This is a genomic window from Chryseobacterium hagamense, assembly GCF_007991455.1.
Taxonomy (GTDB): Bacteria; Bacteroidota; Bacteroidia; order Flavobacteriales; family Weeksellaceae; genus Chryseobacterium; species Chryseobacterium hagamense.
In genome coordinates this window covers 1-24,381 of sequence record NZ_BJYJ01000034.1, presented here as the reverse complement: position 1 = coordinate 24,381, position 24,381 = coordinate 1, and the positions used below count along the sequence as shown (strand labels likewise).

24 protein-coding genes and 1 pseudogene are annotated in these 24,381 nt (G+C 42.6%); 21 read left to right on the top strand and 4 right to left on the bottom strand.

Annotated features, from left to right (window positions below):
- The first annotated feature begins 66 nt into the window (after positions 1 to 66).
- The 13 genes and pseudogenes from lysA (at position 67) to CHA01nite_RS18040 (ending at position 12,527) form a co-directional block, all read left to right on the top strand.
- Complete coding sequence (lysA, locus tag CHA01nite_RS18095; protein ID WP_174771838.1) at positions 67 to 1,266, top strand: diaminopimelate decarboxylase; 1,200 nt, start codon at positions 67 to 69, stop codon at positions 1,264 to 1,266.
- Between the two features lie 43 nt (positions 1,267 to 1,309).
- Positions 1,310 to 1,744: a hypothetical protein gene (locus tag CHA01nite_RS18090; protein ID WP_146943975.1), complete on the top strand. Its 435-nt coding sequence runs from the start codon at positions 1,310 to 1,312 to the stop codon at positions 1,742 to 1,744.
- A 146-nt stretch (positions 1,745 to 1,890) separates the two neighbouring features.
- Complete coding sequence (locus CHA01nite_RS18085) at positions 1,891 to 3,624, top strand: thiamine pyrophosphate-dependent enzyme (RefSeq protein ID WP_146943973.1); 1,734 nt, start codon at positions 1,891 to 1,893, stop codon at positions 3,622 to 3,624.
- 72 nt (positions 3,625 to 3,696) lie between these two features.
- On the top strand, positions 3,697 to 4,197 hold the full coding sequence (locus CHA01nite_RS18080) for a hypothetical protein (protein ID WP_228458450.1): 501 nt from the start codon (positions 3,697 to 3,699) through the stop codon (positions 4,195 to 4,197).
- Between the two features lie 21 nt (positions 4,198 to 4,218).
- Positions 4,219 to 4,635, top strand: a complete 417-nt coding sequence (locus tag CHA01nite_RS18075; protein ID WP_146943971.1) for an energy transducer TonB — start codon at positions 4,219 to 4,221, stop codon at positions 4,633 to 4,635.
- 139 nt (positions 4,636 to 4,774) lie between these two features.
- Positions 4,775 to 6,214, top strand: coding sequence for a tRNA (N6-isopentenyl adenosine(37)-C2)-methylthiotransferase MiaB (gene miaB / locus CHA01nite_RS18070; RefSeq protein ID WP_146944010.1), 1,440 nt, complete (start codon positions 4,775 to 4,777; stop codon positions 6,212 to 6,214).
- Positions 6,214 to 6,618, top strand: a pseudogene (locus CHA01nite_RS18065) (DUF1016 N-terminal domain-containing protein); the annotation flags it as partial. The gene miaB and the pseudogene CHA01nite_RS18065, both read left to right, overlap by 1 nt.
- A 35-nt stretch (positions 6,619 to 6,653) precedes the next feature.
- Positions 6,654 to 6,833 carry a PDDEXK nuclease domain-containing protein gene (locus CHA01nite_RS21085; protein ID WP_373869032.1) on the top strand — a complete coding sequence of 60 codons (180 nt, stop codon included), beginning with the start codon at positions 6,654 to 6,656 and terminating at the stop codon, positions 6,831 to 6,833.
- The gene (locus tag CHA01nite_RS18060; RefSeq protein ID WP_146943967.1) at positions 6,817 to 7,248 is read left to right on the top strand and encodes a hypothetical protein; all 432 of its coding nucleotides are present in this window, start codon (positions 6,817 to 6,819) and stop codon (positions 7,246 to 7,248) included. The genes CHA01nite_RS21085 and CHA01nite_RS18060 overlap by 17 nt, the downstream gene beginning before the upstream one ends.
- A gap of 74 nt (positions 7,249 to 7,322) precedes the next feature.
- The gene (locus CHA01nite_RS18055; RefSeq protein WP_146943965.1) at positions 7,323 to 8,618 is read left to right on the top strand and encodes a sigma-54 interaction domain-containing protein; all 1,296 of its coding nucleotides are present in this window, start codon (positions 7,323 to 7,325) and stop codon (positions 8,616 to 8,618) included.
- A 16-nt stretch (positions 8,619 to 8,634) separates the two neighbouring features.
- Positions 8,635 to 9,324, top strand: a complete 690-nt coding sequence (locus CHA01nite_RS18050; RefSeq protein WP_146943963.1) for a hypothetical protein — start codon at positions 8,635 to 8,637, stop codon at positions 9,322 to 9,324.
- Positions 9,314 to 9,865: an LptE family protein gene (locus CHA01nite_RS18045; RefSeq protein WP_146943961.1), complete on the top strand. Its 552-nt coding sequence runs from the start codon at positions 9,314 to 9,316 to the stop codon at positions 9,863 to 9,865. The genes CHA01nite_RS18050 and CHA01nite_RS18045 overlap by 11 nt, the downstream gene beginning before the upstream one ends.
- A 1-nt stretch (position 9,866) precedes the next feature.
- Positions 9,867 to 12,527 carry a DUF8458 domain-containing protein gene (locus CHA01nite_RS18040; RefSeq protein ID WP_146943959.1) on the top strand — a complete coding sequence of 887 codons (2,661 nt, stop codon included), beginning with the start codon at positions 9,867 to 9,869 and terminating at the stop codon, positions 12,525 to 12,527.
- A 137-nt stretch (positions 12,528 to 12,664) separates the two neighbouring features.
- Here the strand turns inward: CHA01nite_RS18040 and CHA01nite_RS18035 are convergent, their stop codons facing one another.
- The 4 genes from CHA01nite_RS18035 to CHA01nite_RS18020 all read right to left on the bottom strand — a co-directional run bounded on the left by CHA01nite_RS18035 (position 12,665) and on the right by CHA01nite_RS18020 (position 15,679).
- Positions 12,665 to 13,444, bottom strand: a complete 780-nt coding sequence (locus CHA01nite_RS18035) for a DUF4126 domain-containing protein (RefSeq protein ID WP_228458449.1) — start codon at positions 13,442 to 13,444, stop codon at positions 12,665 to 12,667.
- Between the two features lie 413 nt (positions 13,445 to 13,857).
- The gene (gene rnpA, locus CHA01nite_RS18030) at positions 13,858 to 14,232 is read right to left on the bottom strand and encodes a ribonuclease P protein component (RefSeq protein WP_146943957.1); all 375 of its coding nucleotides are present in this window, start codon (positions 14,230 to 14,232) and stop codon (positions 13,858 to 13,860) included.
- A gap of 99 nt (positions 14,233 to 14,331) precedes the next feature.
- The gene (locus CHA01nite_RS18025; protein WP_146943955.1) at positions 14,332 to 15,060 is read right to left on the bottom strand and encodes a tRNA threonylcarbamoyladenosine dehydratase; all 729 of its coding nucleotides are present in this window, start codon (positions 15,058 to 15,060) and stop codon (positions 14,332 to 14,334) included.
- Positions 15,053 to 15,679: a TatD family hydrolase gene (locus tag CHA01nite_RS18020; RefSeq protein ID WP_146943953.1), complete on the bottom strand. Its 627-nt coding sequence runs from the start codon at positions 15,677 to 15,679 to the stop codon at positions 15,053 to 15,055. Before CHA01nite_RS18020 ends, CHA01nite_RS18025 begins: the two co-directional genes overlap by 8 nt.
- Before the next feature lie 97 nt (positions 15,680 to 15,776).
- Between CHA01nite_RS18020 and CHA01nite_RS18015 the strand changes: the two genes are divergently transcribed.
- The 8 genes from CHA01nite_RS18015 (at position 15,777) to CHA01nite_RS17980 (ending at position 24,372) form a co-directional block, all read left to right on the top strand.
- A complete protein-coding gene (locus CHA01nite_RS18015) occupies positions 15,777 to 16,406 on the top strand; it encodes a TetR/AcrR family transcriptional regulator (protein ID WP_146943951.1) in 630 nt (209 codons plus the stop codon).
- A 101-nt stretch (positions 16,407 to 16,507) separates the two neighbouring features.
- Positions 16,508 to 17,503 (top strand): outer membrane protein assembly factor BamD, encoded by a 996-nt coding sequence (locus CHA01nite_RS18010; protein ID WP_146943949.1) that lies wholly within the window; start codon positions 16,508 to 16,510, stop codon positions 17,501 to 17,503.
- A gap of 43 nt (positions 17,504 to 17,546) precedes the next feature.
- Positions 17,547 to 17,870 (top strand): DNA-directed RNA polymerase subunit omega, encoded by a 324-nt coding sequence (locus CHA01nite_RS18005; protein ID WP_029298198.1) that lies wholly within the window; start codon positions 17,547 to 17,549, stop codon positions 17,868 to 17,870.
- 155 nt (positions 17,871 to 18,025) lie between these two features.
- Complete coding sequence (locus CHA01nite_RS18000) at positions 18,026 to 19,459, top strand: MBOAT family O-acyltransferase (protein WP_146943947.1); 1,434 nt, start codon at positions 18,026 to 18,028, stop codon at positions 19,457 to 19,459.
- A 1-nt stretch (position 19,460) separates the two neighbouring features.
- Positions 19,461 to 20,420, top strand: coding sequence for a hypothetical protein (locus CHA01nite_RS17995; RefSeq protein WP_146943945.1), 960 nt, complete (start codon positions 19,461 to 19,463; stop codon positions 20,418 to 20,420).
- A 90-nt stretch (positions 20,421 to 20,510) separates the two neighbouring features.
- Positions 20,511 to 21,713 carry a bifunctional phosphopantothenoylcysteine decarboxylase/phosphopantothenate--cysteine ligase CoaBC gene (gene coaBC / locus CHA01nite_RS17990; RefSeq protein ID WP_146943943.1) on the top strand — a complete coding sequence of 401 codons (1,203 nt, stop codon included), beginning with the start codon at positions 20,511 to 20,513 and terminating at the stop codon, positions 21,711 to 21,713.
- Between the two features lie 36 nt (positions 21,714 to 21,749).
- Positions 21,750 to 22,658: a type IX secretion system protein PorD gene (gene porD / locus CHA01nite_RS17985; RefSeq protein WP_146943941.1), complete on the top strand. Its 909-nt coding sequence runs from the start codon at positions 21,750 to 21,752 to the stop codon at positions 22,656 to 22,658.
- Positions 22,659 to 22,722: 64 nt separating this feature from the next.
- Positions 22,723 to 24,372, top strand: a complete 1,650-nt coding sequence (locus CHA01nite_RS17980; RefSeq protein ID WP_146943939.1) for a DNA repair protein RecN — start codon at positions 22,723 to 22,725, stop codon at positions 24,370 to 24,372.
- The last annotated feature ends 9 nt before the right edge of the window (positions 24,373 to 24,381 follow it).

Sequence of the window (24,381 nt, the reverse complement as noted above, 5' to 3'; positions counted from 1 at the left end):
TCGACAATTTCTTACTACCTTTGTTCTTTCTTCAATAACAAACAAAGAAGTTTTTACTTATTAATTATGAATCCGAAAGAATTGCTGAAGATTGCCAATGAGTTTGGCACCCCGGTGTATGTGTATGATGCTGAATCCATCAAAACCCAATACGAAAAACTTACTTCTTCCTTTTCAAAACAGACCAAGTTCTTCTATGCAGCGAAAGCGTTGACCAACATCAACATCCTGAAGTACGTCAAGAACCTGGGGGCTTCTCTGGATTGTGTATCTATTAATGAAGTAAAGCTGGGCCTGAAAGCAGGTTTTCCAAAAGAACAAATATTATTTACGCCCAACTGTGTAGATCTTGCGGAAATCGAAGAAGCCATGGCCTGCGGGGTCCATATCAATATTGATAATATTTCCATTCTTGAACAGTTCGGCAATAAATACGGAAGCTCTTACCCGATTCTGGTAAGGATCAATCCGCATATCTTCGCAGGAGGGAACTATAAGATTTCTACCGGCCATATCGACAGTAAGTTCGGGATCTCCATTCACCAGGTCCGTCATATCGAGCGGGTGATGAAATCCACGAACCTGAACGTGGAAGGTCTTCACATGCATACCGGAAGCGAAATTAAAGATCCGGATGTTTTCCTGCAGGCGCTGGACATTATGCTTGAACTGTCCGAGCATTTCCCGAATTTAAAATACCTGGACATGGGAAGCGGTTTTAAGATACCTTATCAGGAGACCGAAGAGGAGACCGATGTAAAGACACTGGGAAAGAAAGTGGAAAAAGTAATTTCCGAATTTTCACAGTCTACCGGAAAGAAATTCGAACTGTGGTTTGAGCCCGGAAAATTCCTGGTCGGGAAAAGCGGATACCTTCTGGTGAAGGCAAACGTAATCAAACAGACGACTGCAACGGTTTTCGTAGGAATAAATTCAGGCTTCAACCACCTCATCCGTCCGATGTTCTACGATTCTTACCACGTGATTGAAAACCTGTCCAATCCGAAAGGGGCGGAAAGAATTTATACCGTTGTCGGGAATATCTGCGAAACCGATACTTTTGCCTGGGACCGCAAGCTGAATGAAGTACGGGAAGGGGATATCCTGGTGTTCCGCAATGCAGGCGCCTATGGATTTGAAATGAGTTCGAACTTCAATTCCCGGCTGAAACCTGCTGAGGTATTGTTCCTGGACGGAAAAGCCCATCTGATCCGACGAAGGGATGAATTTGAAGATCTTCTTAAAAATCAGATTGAAGTATTGTAAATTGTCGTTAAAAGGCTTACCTTTAAATGACCAACAATATCCTATGAAAAAATTATTTTCTTTTCTGGCAATGGGCCTTTTCACTTTATCCTTTTCTCAGACCTATGTTAAAGTTTCTTTTGATAAAGATCAGGTGGAAACCATCTACAAAGGCGGACAGAAAAAATTTGAAACCGACCTGTCCGGCAATTTAAGGTATACCGGCAATGTTTTTCAGGCAAACGGGGACTTCAGATTAAGTTTTACCTTAAACGACAAGGGGGAAATTGCGGATGTGAAGCTTTTACCGGAACTTTATGATAAAACTTTTGAAAGAGAAGTAAAGAGGGATCTTAAAAGAATGGAAAAGCATTTTGCAGGAAAGCAAAATCAGGAGGTTTCCGTAAATTTAAGCTTCGGCAGAGATATTCAGCCTTCTGATGCAAGGGTGGCCTTTCAGGCAAGAGACCCATTCGCCGGCCAGACGGGATCAAGATAATTCAAAGATAAATCATCAGGCTCTGCAGAAATGCAGAGCCTTTTTTGTGAATTACCATACCATCGATTTCTTGGCATAATCTTTACAGCATATACTATCGGTCTGTTTCGGATCATCATATTTAAATAACACCAAAAACAATAAGAATGGCTAAAAATATTGCAGAACAAATTGTGGAGATGCTGGAAAGCGCCAATGTGAAAAGAATCTATGCCGTAACGGGCGACAGTCTTAACCATTTGAATGCCGCTGTAAAGAAAAGCAGTATCGAATGGATCCATGTAAGGCATGAAGAGGCAGGAGCTTATGCCGCAGCTGCCGAAGCGGAACTGGACGGTTTCGCAGTGTGTGCAGGAAGCTGTGGGCCGGGGCATATCCATCTCATCAACGGCGTCTATGAAGCGCATCGATCTCACGTACCGATGCTGGTAATCGCATCTACTATTCCCAGTGAAGAAATGGGGATGGATTACTTCCAGGAAACCAATACCATCAAGCTATTCGACGACTGCAGTCATTATAACCAGATGATTACCCGTCCGGAGCAGGTGCAGCGGACCGTTCAGACCGCTATCCAGCATGCGATTTCCAAAAAAGGCGTTGCCGTCATCGGTCTTCCGGGAGATGTTTCGGAGCTGGATGCGGAAGAAGCAACGACATCCAATAAGATTTTCAGGACCAATCCGGTGCTGCGGCCTTCGGACGAAGAACTGAACCGGTTGGCAGACCTGATCAATGAAAGCAAAAAAGTGACCTTGTACTGCGGGATCGGTGCAGAGCATGCCAATGCGGAAGTAGTGGAGTTATCGAAATATTTAAAAGCCCCGGTAGGCTATTCGTTCCGCGGGAAAATGTCAATTCAGCCGAATAATCCGAATGAAGTGGGACTCACGGGGCTTCTGGGGCTTCCGTCTGCTCATCACGCCATGCATGACGCAGACCTGCTGGTACTTCTCGGAACCGATTTTCCTTATGACAAATTTATGCCCGTTAAAAATAAAATCGTCCAGATTGATGAAAGTCCGGAGCGGCTGGGCCGGAGAGCCAAGTTAGAGTTGGGACTGACCGGTGACGTCAAGGAAACCATTAAAGCATTATTGCCTTTATTAAGTGAAAAGACGGACACGGATTTCCTGAAACAGCAACTGGAGTTTTATGAAAAAGTAAAAGAAAATCAGTTGACTTACGTAAAGGATCCGGGAACGGAAAACGCCATTCAGCCTGAGTTCGTTACCCATACTTTAGACCGGCTGGCTACAAAAGATGCGGTTTTCACCGTAGATACGGGAATGTGCTGCGTTTGGGGCGCAAGGTATATTACAGGAACGGGCGCAAGGAAAATGCTTGGGTCTTTCAACCACGGTTCAATGGCCAACGCAATGCCGATGGCTATCGGAGCATCGCTGGCCTATCCGGGCAGGCAGGTAATTGCCATGTGTGGAGATGGCGGGCTATCAATGCTTTTGGGAGATATGGCTACTATCTCACAATATAAACTGCCTGTAAAAATTATTGTCTTCAATAACAGGTCGCTGGGAATGGTAAAGCTGGAAATGGAAGTGGCCGGAATGCCGGATAACGAAACCGATATGGTGAATCCTGACTTTGCCATGATTGCCCATGCCATGGGCTATCCCGGGAAAAATGTCCATCAGCCTGAAGAAGTGGAAACTGCCATCAGGGAATGCCTGGAGTACAACGGACCTTATCTGCTGAATATCTTTACCAATCCTAATGCCTTGGCCCTGCCTCCTAAAATTGAAGCCAACCAGGTGCTTGGGATGACGAAATCCATGGCACAGCTGATGCTGGGCGGGAAAATGGAAGAAGTGCTGGATACCGTGAAGACCAATTATAAGCACATTAAAGATATTCTGTAACTGTAAATCGGTGTCAGCCTCTTTTATCAGAGCTTTTTATACATTATCTTTGTCTAAGTAAATTCGAGATTTATGAGAAATCCATTAAGAACCCTTATCGTTCTGCTGACTTTTTTTATGGCAGGTTCCGCGTCTGCGCAATTCAACGATGTGGAGGAAAGGGATGATAATTTTATAGTCGAGAACAATAAAAACATCCTTAAAATAGATATAAAAGAACCTTTGCTTCAGGTGGCGGTAAAGAACTGTAAAGATTTTAAAGCGGCAGGCTTTGAAGGCGGCATTCCGGCTTATAAGGAGCTGCTGAGAAAGTATATGTATGTATACCTCAATACGGATTTTTATGTTCTTAACGGAGATTTCACCTTTACACTGACCGTTGATGAGAAAGGAAAAGTGACCCGGATTGAGGGAGCCCCGAAAGTAGCCAACAGCCAGGTATTCTTTGAGGATATGAAATATGTGGTCCGGAGAATCAAAAAGAACTGGATTCCCGCTACCTGCAACGGCCAGCCGGTCACCTCGCAGATTAAAATCAACATGAACCTTTCTTCAATCGCAACGGATATTTAAACAACGGCACTCATTTTAACCATGAAAAAATACCTTTTAATCCTGCCTTTATTGCTTTTCAGCGGTAAAGGTTTTTCGCAGATGGCCGGTTCTCAGGCCCAGGCTGCCAACGTAAATTATCAGAAAGCGGAATTCCCGGGTGGGGACGAAACTTTCCGGAAAGAGTTTATGGATATGGTCCATGCTTATATCGATACGGCGCTGTATGCCATCCAGGGAAATATTACCTTTATCTTCAACATTGATCCGAAAGGCAAGATCAGCAATATCGATGTGCTTCCGAAGTTTAAAAACAATGAAATGTTCATCGATGATATGAAATACGCTGCAAAAAAAGTAAAAGGCAAATGGAAACCTGCGATGCAGAACGGGGGTCCGGTAGATTCTAAGTTTGTCATGAAGGTGAATTTCAGCCATAATACCTATGATCATGATTAAAAATTTCCGGCAGTTTAATTAAATTCATCTCCTGCCATTCTGTCACAATATTTTGTATCTTTGCAAATTCAATAACTTCGGGAATAAAATTCAGGATCAAAACTTTGAATTTTAAGCCTTGAACTTTAAACCGAATATCGTGCAGGAAAAATATATAGACGAAACCAAACAGGGTGAAGCTTTTGCCATTGCGGAAAAAGACGGAAACTCAAAGAAATTGTTTTTAGAGAGCTACGGTTGTCAGATGAATTTCTCTGACTCTGAGATTGTTGCGTCCATTCTTAATGAGCAGGGGTATAATACAACCCTGAAAGTTGAGGAGGCTGATCTTATCCTTTTAAATACCTGTTCCATCCGTGAAAAGGCCGAACAGACCGTGCGGATGCGCCTTTCCCAATTCAAGAACCTGAAGAAAGAAAAACCCAACATGACGGTAGGGGTTCTCGGCTGTATGGCGGAAAGACTGAAAACCAAATTCCTGGAAGAAGAGCAGTTGGTGGATCTTGTGGTAGGGCCTGATGCTTACCGTGATTTACCCAATCTATTAAAGGAAACCGAAGACGGCAGGGATGCCATCAATGTGATTCTTTCAAAAGAAGAAACGTATGCGGATATCAACCCGGTCCGTCTTGGCGGCAACGGGGTTACGGCTTATGTAACCATTACCAGAGGATGCGATAATATGTGTACCTTCTGTGTGGTTCCCTTCACCAGAGGCCGTGAAAGAAGCCGTGATCCGCATTCCATTTTAGAAGAATGCAAAAGCCTCTGGAACAGCGGCTATAAAGAAATTACCTTACTGGGCCAGAATGTAGACTCTTACCTTTGGTACGGAGGCGGCCCTAAAAAAGACTTTGCCAAAGCATCCGAAATGCAGCAGGCAACAGCTGTGAATTTTGCCCAGTTGCTTGATCTTGTTGCAAAAGCCGTTCCGGAAATGAGGATCCGTTTCTCCACCTCCAACCCTCAGGACATGAGCCTTGACGTATTCAGGATGATGGCGAAACACGATAACATCTGTAAATATGTTCATTTGCCGGTTCAGAGCGGAAGCAACAATATGCTTCTGGCGATGAACAGGCAGCATACCCGCGAAGAATACCTGGATCTGATTAAAAAAGCTAAAGAAATTGTTCCGGAAGTGGCATTTTCTCAGGATATGATCGTAGGCTTCTGCAGCGAAACGGAAGAGGATCACCAGGATACATTAAGCTTGATGAGAGAAGTGGAATACGATTACGGTTATATGTTTGCTTATTCGGAAAGGCCGGGAACACCGGCTCACAAGAAAATGGAAGATAATATTCCGGCCGATGTGAAACAGAGACGTCTGGCGGAAGTAATTGCCCTGCAGGGAGAACTGTCCAGAAAAAGAATGACATCTTACGTAGGAAGGATTCATCAGGTTTTAATTGAAGGAACTTCCAAAAAGAACCAAAATCAATGGAAAGGGAGAAATTCCCAGAATGCCGTTTGTGTTTTCGATAAGCTGGAAGGTCAGCAGATTGGTGACTTAGTGGACGTTTTTGTTTTTGATAATACACAGGGCACACTTTTAGGGGAAACCGTTGCAAAATAATGATGCCTGCAGGATTAACCAATGAACCGCTTTTGAAAAATATTTCCGCATTGCTTGAAAATGCACGGAATAAAGCGGTTGTTGCCGTTAATCAGACCATTGTGCTTACCTACTTTGAAATCGGAAGAATGATGGTAGAAGATGAGCAGCATGGTGAAAGCCGGGCTGAATATGGAAAAGAACAGCTTAAGTTTCTTTCTAAAAATCTCACGAAAAAATTTGGTAAGGGTTTCTCGGAAACAAATCTTAAACAAATGAGGCAATTTTTCCTGTCTTATTCAATTTGTCAGACAGTGTCTGACGAATCTGAAAGTTTAGATACAATTCAACAGTCACCACTTATTAATTTCAATCTTTCCTGGTCGCATTACCTGAAATTGATGCGGATCAAAGATCCGAACGAAAGAAGTTTTTACGAAATAGAAAGCTATAAAAACAATTGGAGTGTCCGGGAGCTGCAAAAGGGATTATTCTTTGTCAGGATAAGAGCGAAGCTCTTGTCCAATATACCTTACCGGAGAATAACGAACAGATTTTTGCGAGTAAATACTTTACGGTATTGCCAAGTAAACAAGATTTTATTAACATTCTAAACTCAGACAATGGAAAAATTTCATAAATATTGCCTAAGTGTATTGTTGGTAATCATCTGCAGCAATATTTCAGCCCAGATTAGTAGCGGGAATGCTGAAACTGAAGACTGTAAGCAATTATACGAACTATATCATCAGATTTTAAATCGTCATGACGCAGGATTAGAAAAGTCTTGTACAGAAGGAAATGCCGTGCAGAACCTAAGGATCGGCCAAAGGCAAAATGCAATCGATCTTCTCGGGAGCGTTTCCCAAGGGAAAGAATACAGAAATTTTAATAAAAATAAATCAGAACCTGGCGTTTTCCAGGAAGGAAAATACAGCCTGCTTCTCAAAAACTTCGAAAAACAGGACAAAGAAATCTGCTTTTCTCAAATTTTATATTTTAAAACAAAAGTTTCAAAAGTCAGAAATAAAGATTATTTAAACGTTATAGGTTAATTATTAAAAAGAAAACCATTTAAAAAATTAATCAGACTGCAGGAAACTGCGAAAAATAATCTAAAACTTTACTTATGAGCAACGACTTACAAAATATAAAAAACCGTTTCGGAATCATTGGAAACTTTCCGGCTTTAAACCGTGCTTTGGAAAAGGCCATCCAGGTAGCACCTACCGACATTTCGGTCCTTGTGATCGGGGAAAGCGGGGTCGGGAAAGAATTTATCCCGAAAATCATCCATTCGGAGTCCAAAAGAAAGCACCAGCCTTATATCGTTGTGAACTGCGGAGCTATTCCGGAAGGGACCATCGACTCGGAATTATTCGGGCACGAAAAAGGAGCGTTTACCGGAGCCACGGCAACCCGTAAAGGATATTTCGAAGTGGCCGACGGCGGAACGATTTTCCTGGATGAGGTCGGCGAATTGCCTTTACAGACCCAAGTCCGCCTGCTCCGGGTACTGGAAAGCGGTGAATTTATGAAAGTAGGATCTTCACAGGTTCAGAAAACAAATGTAAGAATCGTGGCGGCAACCAATGTCAACATGATGAAAGCCATTCAGGACGGAAGGTTTCGTGAAGATCTTTACTACCGTTTAAATACGGTACAGATCGACATGCCGCCCTTACGGGAAAGAAAAGGGGATCTCCATTTGCTTTTCAGGAAATTTGCCATTGATTTTGCAGAAAAATACAGGATGCCCGAATTGGAGCTGGAGCCCAGCGCCGTACATTATGTGGAAAATTATACATTTCCCGGAAACGTCCGCCAGTTGAGAAACCTGGTGGAGCAGATGACGGTTGTGGAAAGAAACAGGCATGTAACGGTTGAAAAGCTGGCAGAGTACATCCCGATGGAATCCCACCTTCCGATGGTGGTGAATACACCCAACAGCCAAAAGCAGAATGATTTCGGCAGCGAAAGGGAAATCATGTACAAAATTCTGTTTGACATGAGAAACGATATTAATGATTTAAAATCCTTAACTTCGGAACTCATAAAGAACCGTGGGACGTCGGATCTCAGCAGCCAGGAGAAAAATTTAATCAACAGGATTTATACGCCTGAAACACAGCAGCAGAATGTAGCACCGAATTCGTTGCTGTATTTTGAAAACAGCAGCAATGCGAACCCTGTTATCCAGAACCCTACCATCATGTCGGAGCCGGAAAACAGCTATGAAGACATTGAGGATATTGAAATCGAGGAAAACAGGCCGGAATCCCTGTCGCTCCAGAATAATGAAAAAGATCTGATTATCAAAGCCCTTGAAAAACATAAAGGAAGAAGGAACAAAGCAGCGGATGAACTCGGGATTTCGCAAAGAACTTTATACAGAAAAATAAAACAATATAACTTAGAAGAATAAACTAAAAAATTAAATTATGGTGAAAATTAATGCAAAGCCTGTCGATTTCAAACTGGGTGAATACATCAGTAGCGGATTTGATTTTATGAAAAATAATTTCGGAAGCGTCCTCGGGGCTTTTCTGCTTTGTATGCTGATGTGCATCATCCCGTTCTGCGGATTGCTGGCCATTGGTAATTTCTACAGATACTGCCGGGATTTAAGAGCCGGAAAACAGGTAAGCGCCGGTGATATTTTTAACTTCGACCAGTTTACTCCGTATTTTATCCTGCAGTTAATTTTAATCGGCGGAATTATGCTGATCTATATCCCGATGATTGTAATAATGCCTTCTATGGCGGATAGGGATGCTTCGGCAGGACTTCCGTTTGTTTTTATGATTTACATGTTCGTCGTTTATATTGCTATTTTAATCGTTTGCCTAAAAGGGTTTTATATGCCTGCGCTGATTTCTTTAGGTGGAATTACAGAAGTTAAAACAGCCTGGAAAATGTCTGTTGCTATGACTAAAGGCAACCTGTTAACGATTTTTCTATATTCATTGGTTGTCGGAATATTAGGACAGTTAGGGGTAATCGCTTGTTTTATTGGCCTTATTTTTACATTACCGTTGGTATATGTCTGCCATTATTTTGCTTATGAAGATGCCATGAAGCAGGTAACCTATGACGAAATTCAGGAAATTGGAATTAAAAATGAATTTTAAATTTAAAAATATCAAAATCAGACAGCCGAAATTCTGGCTGTTATTGCTGTGTCTTGGCGTTTTGAACTCCTGCTACAGCTTCACAGGTTCGTCTCTTACGGATGAAAAAACCATCCAGATCAACGAGTTTCCGAACAATGCGCCATTGGTAAATCCTACCTTGTCGCAGCAGTTTTCTACGGATATCCAGAACCGTTTCCTGCAACGGACTACCCTGAAAGGAACCAAGGAAAACCCGGATATACTCGTGGAGGGGGAAATTACGGATTATTCCATTACCCCGACAACCATCGGTTCCAATACGGTGACCAACCAGAGTACCGGCGGAGTAGTGCAGGAATCGCAGAATAAGCTGACGATCACCGTGAAAGTTCATTATGAAAATAAGCTTCACCCGGATTTCAGTTTCGACAGGACATACAGCGACGAGGCTGTTTTCAACAGTAACCTTTCACAATCTGAGATCGAATCTTCTCAGGTGAAAATTGCAACGGACAGAATTATAAACAAGATATTTAACGATATTGTAGCGAATTGGTAAGATGAATCATAGAGTTTTAGAATTATTGAAGGCCCCAAAAAATATTCAGTCAGAAGACCTTAACCTTCTGAAAGAAGAGATAAATTCTTTTCCCTATGTTCAGAATATCAGAGCGTTGTATTTATATGGGGTCCATTTGTACGATAAAGGAAACTACCAGCAGGTACTTTCTACTACAGCGGCCTATACAACGGATAAAAAAATTCTTTACCATCTTATTAACGGTAAGATCCAACAGCAGCCTAAACCTGAAATCCAACAGGAGACGGAAAAACCTGTGTCTGCTGAAAATGCTTTAAAAACGCTGTATAAGAACAAAGCGACAGGTTTCCCGATTAAAAGGGAAGAAGCACCTGCTGCTGCCGAACCGGAAATAAAGGAAGAACCTCTGAAAGAATCCGCTGACAAGCAGCAGGATGACCACGGCCGTATCCTTCCTCCCCCGAGAGAAGAAATCAAACATCTTTACGTAAACGAAGCGCGCAACAGGATCCTTTACGAAGGCGAAGAAAACTTTCTGGATGATGATACGGTAGAAACAATTGACCTGGAGTCTACTCTGGAATCCGGCTCGATTGTTACCCAGAAAATCGAGAAAAAAGAAGAACCTTCTGTTGTTGAAGAAAATGAACCGGTAGAAAACGCTTTCCCTGAAACCCATGAGGTACAGGAAACCGGAAGAAACGAAGAATCTATACCTGAAACGGCTGATGAGGAGGAAGAGATCCATGCAGAATCAGAAGAAAAAAGCAGTATTAATGAATCAGGGACAGTGCTTCAGAAACAGGATATTGGTGAGGAAACAGAAAATTCTCCGCTGGAGCATACTGATTCTAAGACAGTTGATGGGGGTGCTGTTGAAGAAGCGGAGACTGTTATCACTGAATATGTGGAACCGGAACGTGATACGGAATTGTCTGAATCGGATTTTCATCACATAAAAGTTATTCTGGATACTTTGGGAGATGATTCCGAAAAAGCAGAACCTGTTGCGGCAGCTGAAAATTCAGATAAAGCAACTGCAGAAGAAACAGAAGAATTTACGCCGGAAACCATCATCGAAAAGGAAAATACCGGTACGGGATCTGAGGACGGAAAGGTTTTGAATGAGCCGGAAGTAAGTTTCCATGAGACCGGGGCTTTTTTACCTGAAACAGAAATGGCTGCTGATGAACCGGAAGAGATAAAAGAACTTGAAAACCAGGATTCCGGCAATGCATCGGAAGTCGCCGGCTTTACCCTTGAAAAGATTATTGATGAGGCTGAAATTTCATCTGAAAAAGTAAAAGATACGGTTCAGGATAAATCTGGAGTAAGCTTCCATGAGACCGGGGCTTTTTTACCTGAAACAGAAATTGCTGCTGACGAACCGGAAGAAATAAAAGAACCTGAAAGCCAGGATTCCGGCAATGCATCGGAAATCGCCGGCTTTACCCCTGAAAAGATCATTAATGAAGATCAGATTTCATCTGAAAAAGTAAAAGAGGCAGTTCAGGATGATTCGGAAGTAAGTTTCCACGGCACGGAATCGTTTCTGCCGGAAGTGAAAATTCAGGCCAATGAAGAAGAGCCAATCCGTAAAATACCTCAGCAGAACCTCAGCAAGCATGAAGACGAAATGCGCCGTCTTATTGAAGAGGTTGAGAAAAAAATGAAGGAAAAGGCCGCTTCCGAAGAAAATAAAAAAGAAGAAGAGCCTGCCAGTGCCGGACACGATATCAGCTTTGCAGAAACCCAGGATTTTAATGTAAAACCTGCTGAGCCGGAAATGCGGGAGGCCAAAGAGGAGGCAAAGAAAAATTCCGGTGAAACAAAAGCAGCAGAAAAAGAAGTTCAAACTACTGAACAGCCCATAGAAAAGTCTGAAAAAGAGCAGGAAAAGACAAAAACCTGGAAGCCCATGTCATTCGATGCCAATATTCCTGATTCTTTGTTAAATAAATCTGCCAAGACCTCTCCATCTGTTGTGGAACTCCCAGAAAAAGAAGCTGCTAAAACAGAGTCTCAGAATGAAGATTCCGATGAGACTGAAATTATGGCAACAACAAAATCTGATGAAAACCAGGATTCAGGAGACGCTCTTTCCGAAGGCGGCCGGGAAACGGCTGAGCCCATTGGCGAAAGCGAGACTGCCACTCAGGAAAAAACAGAAGAAGAAGACCGTGTGATGAATGTTTCATTTTTTGGTTCCGGCTGGACCATTCCACAGCCTGAAAAAAAGGAAAATTCAGAAAAAAGTGAATTGGCAACCGGAGAAAACAAGTCAGAGACTCCGGTAGAAAAGTCTTCAGCCCCGAAGTCCAATATTTTCGACAGCAACATTCCCGGATTCATCAATACCTGGCAGAGCTGGCTGAAAATCGACCGGACGGAAGAAGTGGTGAAAGAAAAGACCGAGCTTAAAAACAAAGTGATTGAAACCTTTATCGAAAATAATCCGAGGATTAGTCAGCTTAAAGAAGAAAGCAGCTTTGTCATCAGGGAGAAAGGCGATGACATTTCGCATCTGATGACCGAAACCCTGGCCAATCTGTATTTTGAGCAGAAGCTGTATACAAAAGCCATCAAAGCCTTTGAAACTCTGATCAGGAAAACCCCTGAGAAGAAAAAATACTACGAAGGAAAGATTCAGGAAATCAAAGATTTCAGGACCAAAGGATAAATTAATGTGAACTCAAAATAAAAATCTGGTTAACAGGCTGGAAAAGGAAAGCCGGATGCAGGAAGTCCTCCTGTGTTAATATTACAGTAAGGGATGGCTTATGAATATAACAACGGCGGAAATTTTTCCGCCGTTGTTTATGTGGGTTTGGCCACTCCTTTCTTTTTTTTAAATTTCCGCCAGAGCTTCCTTCCGAAGAATACAACACCGATAATCAGAAGAATTGCACAGACAGCAGCAATAACAGGTGCTGCCATCGCCAGGAAAGCCATAAGGCCTGCTCCGGCCGTTTCCGTAGTTCCGACGACCGAATTCCCTAACCCGCCGGTTGTAGCCGTTGATGCAGCCCGGAGTCCCGCAAAGCCCGAACTTATGGTTGCTGCCGTTCCGCCGCCGGCAATTAATCCCAATGCCCATTGTGGAAAAGTTCCCAGTTCCGCAAACTGGCTGGCAAATAAGACCGATCCTGCCACCGTAGCCATCGGAATGGAAACCGTATCCAGCAGATGATCGATAAAAGGGAGGTAATAGGCCAGAATTTCGACAACTGTAGCAATCCCGGTGGCAATGAGCGCGGGAAGCCCAGCGAGCCATTCAAAGCTTTCATTCATGGGAATCCAGTGAAGATAGGAGGCCAGGCTTACGGCAAACATCGGCAGAAATACCCTGAAGCCGGTGGCGGCAGCCAGTCCGATGCCAATAAATGCACTCAGGAGATAAGAGAAATAGGGAACATGATCCAGCATGGTAGTTTTCAGATTTATTGTTTTCCCTAAGATACAAAAAGTAGGATAAGAATTTATACCAATTGTAAATTCCACTTGAATCCGGAGAAAAACCTGGATTAAGCGGCTGGAGGAGAGTGCCGGATGCCGGCAGTTTCTCTTGTCGAATACAGGATCAATGGTCCTGATCATCAAACTGAACAGGTTATTACTTTATCAGAGGAGTTTTTATGTAATTCCCGATAACCGGTTTGGTTATTTTTCAATCAGAAACGGATTAATATCGTATTAAAGTACGGCTTGGTACAGGATAGGATAAATCCGATCAGAAGCGTGAACCATTTATTCATTCTGCCAGGATGAGGGTATCCAGAATCCCGACCGAATCATTCTGATTTTTATTTTTGAATTAATAATCGGATGAATATGACATCAATGCGGTCGAATTCACGTTAACATAATGATCGAAGGTATTGATGATCACGTGAAATCATTTAATCCTATTAAAGGTAAACTCTAAAATTCCGATTCATCATATGACTTTTACTAACGATTTATTAACAGGCTGAAAACATTCAATTATGATAAGTAATAAAAAACAGGAACTACGGTTTTTTCTGGGCCTGACAGAGTTTGATGAACTGGGCTTCCACTTCCTGGAATTTCCCGGGCATTTCCGGAGAAGCCCAGAAAAGCATCGCCATGGTCTGGTCCCCGAAGGCCTCTTTAAAAAGATCTTTGTTCAGCCGGTAGGATTCCCGCAGCAGTCTCTTGACCCGGTTTCTGTGAACTGCTTTTTTAAAATATTTTTTGGAAACCGAAACCGCAAATTTCGTGCTTTCAACAGGAGTTGCCGGTTTGTTTTTCAGGACAATAATCCTCAAACTCCCGTTCGTTCTCCATTTTCCCTTCTCAAAAAGTAAAGAGATCTCGGTGTTTTTTTTGAGTTTTTCGGCTCTGGGATATCTGAAGTTTGTCATGTACTGGGTAAAGATAAGGGATAATTTTTATTTATAGCAGAGCTCCGGCTTTGCACGGCGTACAGTAATGGACCGCCTGGTATGCCGAAGCTTTAATTTTTAATTAATCTTTTTTACCAGATGATTAATCACCTCCGAAGCGGCATACAATCCGAAAATCGCCGGCATATAACTGATGGTTCCGTAGAAAGACCGTTTGTAATTGGTTCCGTCCGTCATTTTCAGGCTATCTTCATTCTGGATTTCACCGGAGAATACACAGCGTACGCCTTTGTCGATTTTTTCTTTTTTCAGTCTTTTTCGGACCTGTCTTGCCAGGTGGCAGTCGGCGGTCTTGCTGATATCGCGTACCATAACTTTGCTCGGATCGATCTTTCCGCCCGCTCCCATGGAGCTTACGATTTTTATTCTCCTTCTTTTTGCGGCAATAATCAGGCAAAGTTTCGGCGTTACACTGTCGATGCAATCCAGGACATAGTCGAATGCTGCAGAATCCAGTACCTCATCCATTCTTTCCGGGTTCAGAAACTCCTTGATCTTTGTAAGATTAAGTTGGGGGTTGATGTCCATAAGCCTTTCCGCTACCACTTCCACTTTATGCTTCCCTACGGTGGAATGCAGGGCCGGCAGCTGTCTGTTGATATTGGTGATGTCCACGGTATCGCCGTCTACAATCGTCATATTGCCGACTCCGGCCCTGGCCAGGAACTCTGCGGCAAAAGAACCGACGCCGCCTAAACCTACTACCAGGACAGTGGCCTTATTCAACTTTTCCAGGCCCTCCTCCTTAATGAGAAGCTCCGTTCTTTCCAACCAGTATTTATCCATTTTTTATCGTCTCTAAATTTTCTGCAATCTGTCTGTTTAGACCTTCCGGTGAAATCCCCTTCAGTTCCGCCACTTTTCCGTATAATTCTCCGATGCTGAAATCATCATCATCGGTTTCCAGAAAGATTTTGTTTAAAGGAGTCTTTTGCAAAGTCTTTTGCAAAGATAAATTATACAGGACGGCTTTTCCAAAACTCAGGTAAAAATTATTGTTGAGCAGATCTTCTGCAATACGCTCTTTTTTATTGAAACCATGGATAATCATGGGCGGTCCGGCATATTTTCTAAATGAGATCACTTCATAAAATTTCCGGACACAATGGATGATCAGCGGTTTTTTAATTTCATTGGCCAGCCGGATCTGCCTCAGGAAAAGATCGCCCTGTGTTTTCTGATCCGTTTCGGCAAAAGAATCCAGTCCGCATTCCCCGATGGCAAAGCAGTGGTCCGTTATATTCGCACACAACCAGGCCCATTGATCTTCAGAATGCTCCGGATCAATAGCCTTAGGGTGAATTCCTATCGAATAGGGAAAATCCGGCGGGGTTTCTCCAAATCCAAGATTGTAAATTCCATTGGCGGTACTTTTTCTGTGGTGATGAAAATTAAAAAAATCCATGATCAAAAATACCATTAATTTGGATGTAATGTAAAATTCTTTAAACGAACGTTTATAAATCTGTTAAAAATTTCTTAACTTTACTCAAAGTGCATTCATGAAGAAAAAATTTACGGAAAAACAAATCCATATCCTGGACATTGCCGAAGAGCTGATTGCAAAAAAAGGCTACGAGGGTACATCGGTAAGGGATATCTGTTCCAAGGCTAACATCAATGTCGCCATGATTTCCTATTACTTCGGATCCAAAGAAAAGATGATGTCTTATCTTTACCAGTACCGGGTCCTGAAGACCAGGGAAAATTTTTCCGGATTTGCCGATACCATCAAAGACGGAAAGCCGGAAATGCAGATGAAGGAAATGATCAAATACATCGTCGGGCAGTTGTTCAAATATAATTATTTCCATGGCTTCGTCACCCAGGAGCTCCGCCATACCGATCATGTAAAAGACGAACTGATGGATTTTTATCAGTTGTTTGTCAAAAAGCTTGATGACGTCATTAAAAAAGGTGTGGCTTCAGGCGTGTTCACCTTTACTCCGAAACCGGAAGATGTTCTCACCACCATTATCGGGTCTACCCTGTTTGTCATCCGGAACCGCAATTTTTATGAGCTGTATGTTCCTAATAAAAATGATGAAACCTATGCCAAGGAAGCAGAGAAAAAGGTAAGAATGAATCTTTTAATGAGTGTTTTCGCCATTTTGGGATACGTTGCCGACTAAATTTACGTTAAATAATCATAAAAAAAAATCTATTGGCAAAAAAGTTATATTTTTGCAAATTAGTAAATCGGCTGTAACCCGAAAACTGTTGAATTTTTTATATGAAAAAATATATTTTAGGTCTTTTTGCTGTAGCAGTAGTGGCGTCTTGCGTAAGTAAGCAGGAAAGGGCAATGAAAAGTGCGGATAAAAATCTTATCTTAAAGACGGCCAACGAAAACTTTGCTAAAAAGAAGTGGAAAAATGCTCTGGCACTTTACGACAGGCTGCCGAACCTGGTAGCAGGAACAGATGATGCCCCGAATGTGGTTTTCAATTCTGCGTATGCCAACTATTATGATAAAAATTACAGATTAGCCGGAAACCAGTTCAAGAATTTCGCGATCAGTTTTCCTCAGGACAGCCGTAAGGAAGAGGCCTCTTATATGTCAGCCTTATGTTATTACGAAGGGTCAATGGATTACAACCTGGACCAGTCTACCACCCAAACGGCAATCAACGAACTTCAGGACTTCCTGAACAATTATCCGACCTCGGAGAGATCCAAAAACATCAATACCTTGATCGACGAATTGTCTTACAAACTGGAGTTTAAAGCATATGAAAATGCCAGGCAGTATTACAAGATGGGCGAATATAAAGCAGCGAACGTAACGTTTGAAAATGTGCTGGAAGATTTTCCGGGTACCAAGCTTCGTCCGCAGATTTATGATTATATCGTGAAATCACGGTACGAGCTGGCAAACAAATCGGTATATGATCTTAAAGACGAGCGTATCGAAAGCGCACTGGCCTTCACCCGGCAGGTTGAAAAGGAAATGCCGAATACGGAAGTCGCTAAAACCGCTTTAGACCTCAGAGCAAAACTGGAAAAAGAAAAGAAAGATTTCGTGGTGGTTAAAAAAAATACCGAAGCCCGAATTGCCGCTTTAACGGAAAAACAGAAAAGACTGGAAGCACAGAACGCAGAAAAAACAAAAACCGAGCAGCAGGTGAAAGATCAGGTGGAAGCCGAAAAGAAAGCAATGCAGATCCAGAGGGACAGTGCAGCGATAAATACCCCTCCGCCGGCAGCGACTTTCAAAATCCAAAGATAATTCGTAAATTTGCGAACTTAAATAAAAAAATAATAGTCTCAAAATGAGTGTAAAAGATACAAAAGCAGAAGTAAATACGATTACTTACGATAAAGATAAGATTGAAGACAAAGTAGGCTCAATCTATGAAGCGATTGTTATCATGGGAAAAAGAGCAGAGCAGATCAACGCTGAAATCCGTACGGAACTTCACAACAAGCTGGATGAATTTGCCGTTCACAATTCTACCCTGGAAGAAGTTTTTGAAAACAGAGAGCAGATTGAAATCTCCAAGCATTATGAAAAACTTCCGAAACCGACTTCCATTGCCATTGAAGAATGGTTAAACGGTGATGTTTACTTCAGAAAAACGGAAGAAAGAAAATAAGTACATCTTCAACAGTAAGGCTTTATTTTAATAAAGCAACATACAATCATAGAAAAACATTCTGTAAAATATAGCTTTTACAGAATGTTTTTTTTAAATATAAAAAAAGGGGTTATTTTTACTACTTTTACGGCGTAATATTTTAACGAAATATCGTGCTGTTCAATTCCATAAGTTTTCTACTGTTTTTGCCGGCAGTCTTCATTCTTTATTGGTTTTTTTTTAATAAAAAATACAAATACCAGAATTTTCTTTTACTGGTGGCCAGTCTTTATTTTTATGCATGCTGGGATTGGAGGTTCCTGCTGCTCCTGATGTTTTCCATTGCACTGGATTTCTTCTCCGGAATACAGATTGAAAGAAGTAAAACTAAATATGCCGCCAGATTCTGGCTCACCTTAAGCATCGGAATCAACCTTGGTTTTCTGTGTTTTTTCAAATATTACAACTTTTTTGCGGAAAGCTTTTCAGAGCTTCTTCAGGGTTTCGGCTTTCACGCCGATATCACATTGCTCCATATCGTATTGCCGATAGGTATTTCTTTTTATACCTTTCACGGACTTTCCTACATCATCGATATTTATAAAAAGAGAATTCCGGCGGAAAGAAATCCGGTCGATTATGCCGTTTTCGTAAGCTATTTCCCCCTGTTGGTCGCCGGGCCTATTGAAAGGGCAACCCATCTTCTTCCGCAGATCCAGAAAGAAAGGGTTTTTAATTATGAGCAGGCGGTCGACGGAATGCGGCAGATCCTGTGGGGGTTTTTCAAAAAAATCGTGATCGCAGATAATTGTGCCCCGATTGTAAATGAGATTTTTACCCATTACCAGACGGAAAGCAGCAGCAACCTGGCCATCGGTGCAGTCCTGTTTGCTTTTCAGATTTACGGGGATTTTTCGGGGTATTCGGATATTGCATTAGGGGTATCACGACTGTTTGGAATAGAGCTTCTTAAAAACTTTTCCTTTCCGTATTTTTCAAGGGATATTGCGGAATTCTGGAGAAGATGGCATATTTCCCTTTCCACCTGGTTCCGCGACTACCTGTATATTCCTTTAGGAGGAAGTAAAGGCGGAATGCTGATGAAGATAAGAAATACCTTCATCATTTTTCTCGTCAGCGGCTTCTGGCACGGTGCCAACTGGACATTCGTGATCTGGGGCGGACTGAATGCCGTCTATTTTCTACCGTTGCTGGTATCCGGAAAAAACCGCGAGAACCTTGAAGTTGTAGCCATGAACCGATTAGTTCCTTCCTTCCGGGAAATTTTCCAGATCCTGATCACCTTTTCACTGGTTTGCCTTGCCTGGATTTTCTTCCGTGCAGAAAGTGTTTTGCAGGCTGTTCTTTACATAAAACGGTTATTCGGAAAATCCCTGTTTTCTCTGCCGGACCCGGTGCCGTATAAAGTGTTGGCCTTTGTTGCAGTCATGATCATGATCGAATGGCTGAACCGGCGCAAGTTTCACGGGCTCGAAATCCGGGAATATCATCCGTGGCTCCGGAAAAGCCTCTATCTGATCATCGTCTTTATCATTCTGCGTTACGCTAATTTCGGCAGTAATGAATTCATTTATTTTCAGTTTTAATATGAAGAAATTTATCATTAAAATAGCGTGCTGGCTGCTTTTCCTTTTCCTGCTGGGTTATGGCCTGGCATCCATTAAAAAATATGAATTTTACGGGGAATATTTCATCAGGCAGAAAATCAATTATTACGACCGGCACGGGGAGAAGTACAATGCGCTTGTTTTCGGCAGCAGCAGGATGTACCGGCAGGTAAATACGGGATTGCTGGATTCGGCAACTTCCCATAAAATAAAGGCCTACAACCTGGCAAGCGGTGGAACCTTCTTTTCGGAAAGCATGTACGAATACCGGCATACGGATATTCATAAGAATGTAAAATATATATTTTTTGAAATTCAGGATGTGCAGCCATTTGATGTCAATGCCTATACAGAGAAGTTTTTATACTGCCACGATCTTCCTACCGTCAGCTTTGAGCTGAAATACTTTGCACACAACAACGACTGGCACTCATCATTCTTATCAGTTTCCCACTGGTTTGCAAATATTTTTTACTTTAAAAAATTAGGGCAGCGTGATAAAACCGTCAATGAGTTTACCGATTACAACAATGGCTATTTCCCTTTGGAAAAAGACTATAAAAATATGGTAAGCGTAAGGAAAGCACGGTCAGTTTATCTTAAAGACACCACGCTGATTTACAAAAACCGCATCAGTGCCGGAAAAAGCCCGAAAAAGAAACTGAATCCGGCTCTGGTTTCCGAGCTTAAACTCTTGGCGGAGGACTGTCAGAAAAAAAAGATTAAATTATTTCTTGTCCTTCCCCCATTTTCCACACCGGCAGATCTGTCGGAAGTTAAGGCCATTCCCGGCACGGAGATCCTGGATTTTTCGTCCCGAAAGACATTCGGTGAGTTTTACACGAACGGCAATGCTTATGATAACGGGCACCTCAACAGGCCCGGAGCTGTTTTATTTACCAAAAAACTGGCAGATAGCCTCAGCCATCTGATCCGGTAGCATCTTTTAACAGGCAGAGAGAAAGAGATGGTTTTTAGAAGGTATTACACGAAAAATAAGTAATTTAGTATTCTTAAAATTAAATTAGGAATGAATCTTTCCGGTAAAAAAATTCTCATCGCGATTTCCGGAGGAATTGCGGCATATAAAATTCATTTTCTGATCAGGGATTTTGTGAAAAAGGGAGCGGAAATTCAGGTGATTATGACGCCCGACGCTGAAAACTTCGTGACCAAGCTGAGTATTTCCACCTTATCTAAAAACCCGGTCTACTCGGATTTTTATGGCGATAACGGAACCTGGAACAGCCATGTGGATATGGCCTTATGGGCGGATGCGATGATCGTTGCTCCCTGTACGGCATCTACCCTGGCCAAGATGGTTCATGGAATTTGCGATAATTTATTGATTGCAACCTACATGTCGGCCAAATGTCCTGTCTTTATTGCACCGGCGATGGACCTGGATATGTATGCACACCCTTCCACCAGGAAAAACCTGGAGCTGGCAGAGAGCTATGGACATACTGTTATTCCTGCGGAAAGCGGTGAACTGGCGAGCGGCCTGGTCGGGCAGGGGAGAATGGCAGAACCGGAAACCATTGCCAAAACCGTTGAAGATTTTTTTAAATCAGGTCATAAAGAAAGCCTGCAAGGAAAAACCGTGCTGATTACAGCCGGACCCACGTATGAAGCCATCGATCCCGTACGCTTCATCGGAAACCACTCTTCAGGAAAGATGGGTTTTTCCCTAGCGGAAGAAGCTGCGGCAAGAGGAGCGGAAGTCATACTGATTTCAGGGCCTAGTGCACAGAAAACCGGCCATCAAAAAATCAGGCTGCATCAGGTGACCTCAGCCAGAGAAATGCTGGATAAAGTTTTTGAATTTTACGACCGCACAGACATCGGTATTGCCAGTGCTGCCGTTGCAGACTATGCCCCGAAAGAAGCCGCCAGGGAAAAAATCAAAAAAAATGATGATCATCTGACCATCGAACTGGTTAAAAATCCGGATATTCTTAAAACTATGGGTGAAAGGAAGACCCGGCAGTTCTTAGTGGGCTTCGCACTGGAAACGCAGAATGAAGAGGAAAACGCCAAAGCGAAACTGGAAAAGAAAAACCTGGATATGATCGTGCTGAACTCGCTCCGGGATGAAGGCGCCGGATTTAAAAACGATACCAACAAGATAAAAATATTTACCCGGACGGAAAAGAAAGAATTCGATCTGAAATCCAAAGAAGAAGTCGCCAAAGACATTCTGGATTTCGTTGAGTCTCAACTTTTAAAATAAATTTAATAAATTTCCGTTCTCAATTTTTAATAGACAATGAAAAAACTTTTAAGCCTATTTTTACTGCTCTTTATTTTCACCCAGGGGTTTTCCCAGGAGCTGTTGGCCACCGTACAGGTAAACTCCCAACAGATAGGAGGAAGTAACCAGTCGGCATACAAATCCCTTGAGAAAAGCCTGCGGGATTTCATCAACAATACAAGCTGGACCGGAAGAAGGCTGCAGAATTACGAAAAAATAAAATCGAATTTTGCCATTGTGATTACCGAGAGAGACGGAAACCGTTTCAGGGGGAGTATTGTCATACAGTCCGTACGTCCTGTATTCAGCACCACTTACGAATCGCCGCTGATCAACCTTCAGGACAACCGGTTTTCTTTTGATTATGTGGAAAATGAAAACCTTATTTTCAACGAAAGGCAGTTTTCAGGAAAAAACCTCATCGATGTCATCAGCTTTTATGTATATGTAATTTTAGGACTGGATGCCGACAGCTTCCAGTCGATGTCCGGAACGCAATGGTACCAGAAAGCCCAGCAGATTGCCCAGAACGGCGAATCCCAGAATACTTACGACGGCTGGAAGCAGATCAATGAGCCGAGAAGCCGTTCGGTTCTGATCAAAGAGATCATGAGCCCAAGCTGGAGCCAGCTGCGTGCCACCATCTATTCTTATCACCGGGCCGGACTGGATACCCTGTTCAACCAGGACCAGACCCAGGGGAAAAAGGTAATTTTTGATGCCCTGATGCAACTGAAGCAGTATGAAAACTCTTTTCAGCAGGCTTATTTCTTTAATGTTATCCTGGATACCAAGGCAGATGAAATTTTTAATATTTTCAATTCCGGAAACAACGGAGGAATCGTGTTGGGAGACCTGAAGAACGAAATGATCATTCTTTCGCCGAAAAATACCGAGTCCAGATGGAATAAATGGAAACAGTAAGTTAACTTGAATTCTGAAATCTAAAGTTCTATATTTGCAATAGCTAAAATAATCGCTATTATCAATGCTTTCGAGAATTTACATTAAAAATTTCGCCCTGATCGATACCCTTGAAGTATCGTTGCACAACGGATTGCAGGTCATCACCGGGGAAACCGGTGCCGGAAAATCAATTATCCTGGGGGCGCTCCGGCTGATCCTCGGAGAGCGGGCGGACGTAAAATCCATTTCCAAAGCACAGGAAAAAAGCATCGTCGAAACCGAATTTTCCCTAAATAACCAGTTCAAGAAATTCTTTATCGAGAACGATCTGGACTACGAACACCAGACCATCATCCGGCGGGAGATCCTGCCTTCCGGAAAGTCAAGAGCATTCATCAATGATGTTCCGGTAACCCTGGATATCCTGAAGGAGCTCTCTTCCCGGCTGATCGATATTCATTCCCAGTTCGAAACCTCGAACCTTTTCACTTCGGAATATCAGTTTAAAATCATCGACGGGCTTTCGGAGAACAGGCAGGCGATACACGATTATCAGAACGAATTTTCAGATTTCCAGAGCCTTAAAATACAACTTAAAAAACTACAGGCCCAGCTGTCGGATGCCAATAAAGAAAGTGATTACAAAGCCTTTCTTTTAAATGAGCTTGAAGAACTGAACCTGGATGACGTGGATTTTGACGATCTGCAGAACCAGCTTTCCATCCAGGAAAACGCAGGAATGATTTCCGATAACCTGGCGCAGGTGTTGTCCCGCTTCCATCAGGAAGAAGTGGGGATTTTCTCTTTCTTCAACGAAGCTAAAAACAAACTCGGAAAAATTGCCGAGGTATCCCAGAGTTTTGCCGAACTTCATGAAAGGCTGGAAACCTCTTATGTAGAATTAAAAGATATTATTTCCGAACTGGAAAATGAGGCGGAAAGGATAGAAATAAATCCGGAAAACCTGGCCCTTCTGACGGAACTGAACAACCGGATCAATGCCCTGTTCCTGAAACATACGGTAGGAAACATCACCGAACTCCGGGAAGTAAGAGACCAGCTGGCCGGCGACCAGAAAGGAGCTTCCGAGCTTGAGGCACAGATTATCGAAGTGGAAGAAGGTATTTCTAAAAAAGAGAAATTGCTTCAGGCTATTTCCGATAAACTTTCTAAAAACAGGAAAAAAAGCATTCCGGTATTCATTAAGAAAGCTGAAGCGCTGCTTAAAAAGTTAGGCCTTGAAAAAGCAAGGGTGGATATTGAGATGAAAGAGGCAGCCGAGTTCAATATGTTCGGGAAAGAAACCATCCAGCTTTTGTTTCAGGCCAATTCCGGTTTTCCCCTGAAACCGATTCAAACTGCTATTTCCGGAGGAGAAAGATCAAGGGTAATGCTGGCCGTGAAGAAGATCATTGCGGAAAGCGATGAACTTCCGACCTTAATTTTAGATGAAATCGATACCGGGGTTTCCGGAAAGGTAGCCGAGGAAATCGGAAACCTGATGCGCGAAATGTCCGCCGATATGCAGCTGATCGTGATTTCCCATCTGGCGCAGGTAGCGGCCAAAGGAAACAACAACTACAAAGTGGTTAAGCAGGACGTGGCAGGGAGAACCCAGTCGACCATCATCCCATTAAGTGAAAAAGAGAAGCTCAATGAAATCGCCCAGCTGCTTTCCGGAAGTAAGATTACGGAAGCGGCACTGGCACAGGCAAAGGAATTGATGTTATAAATTTATTTT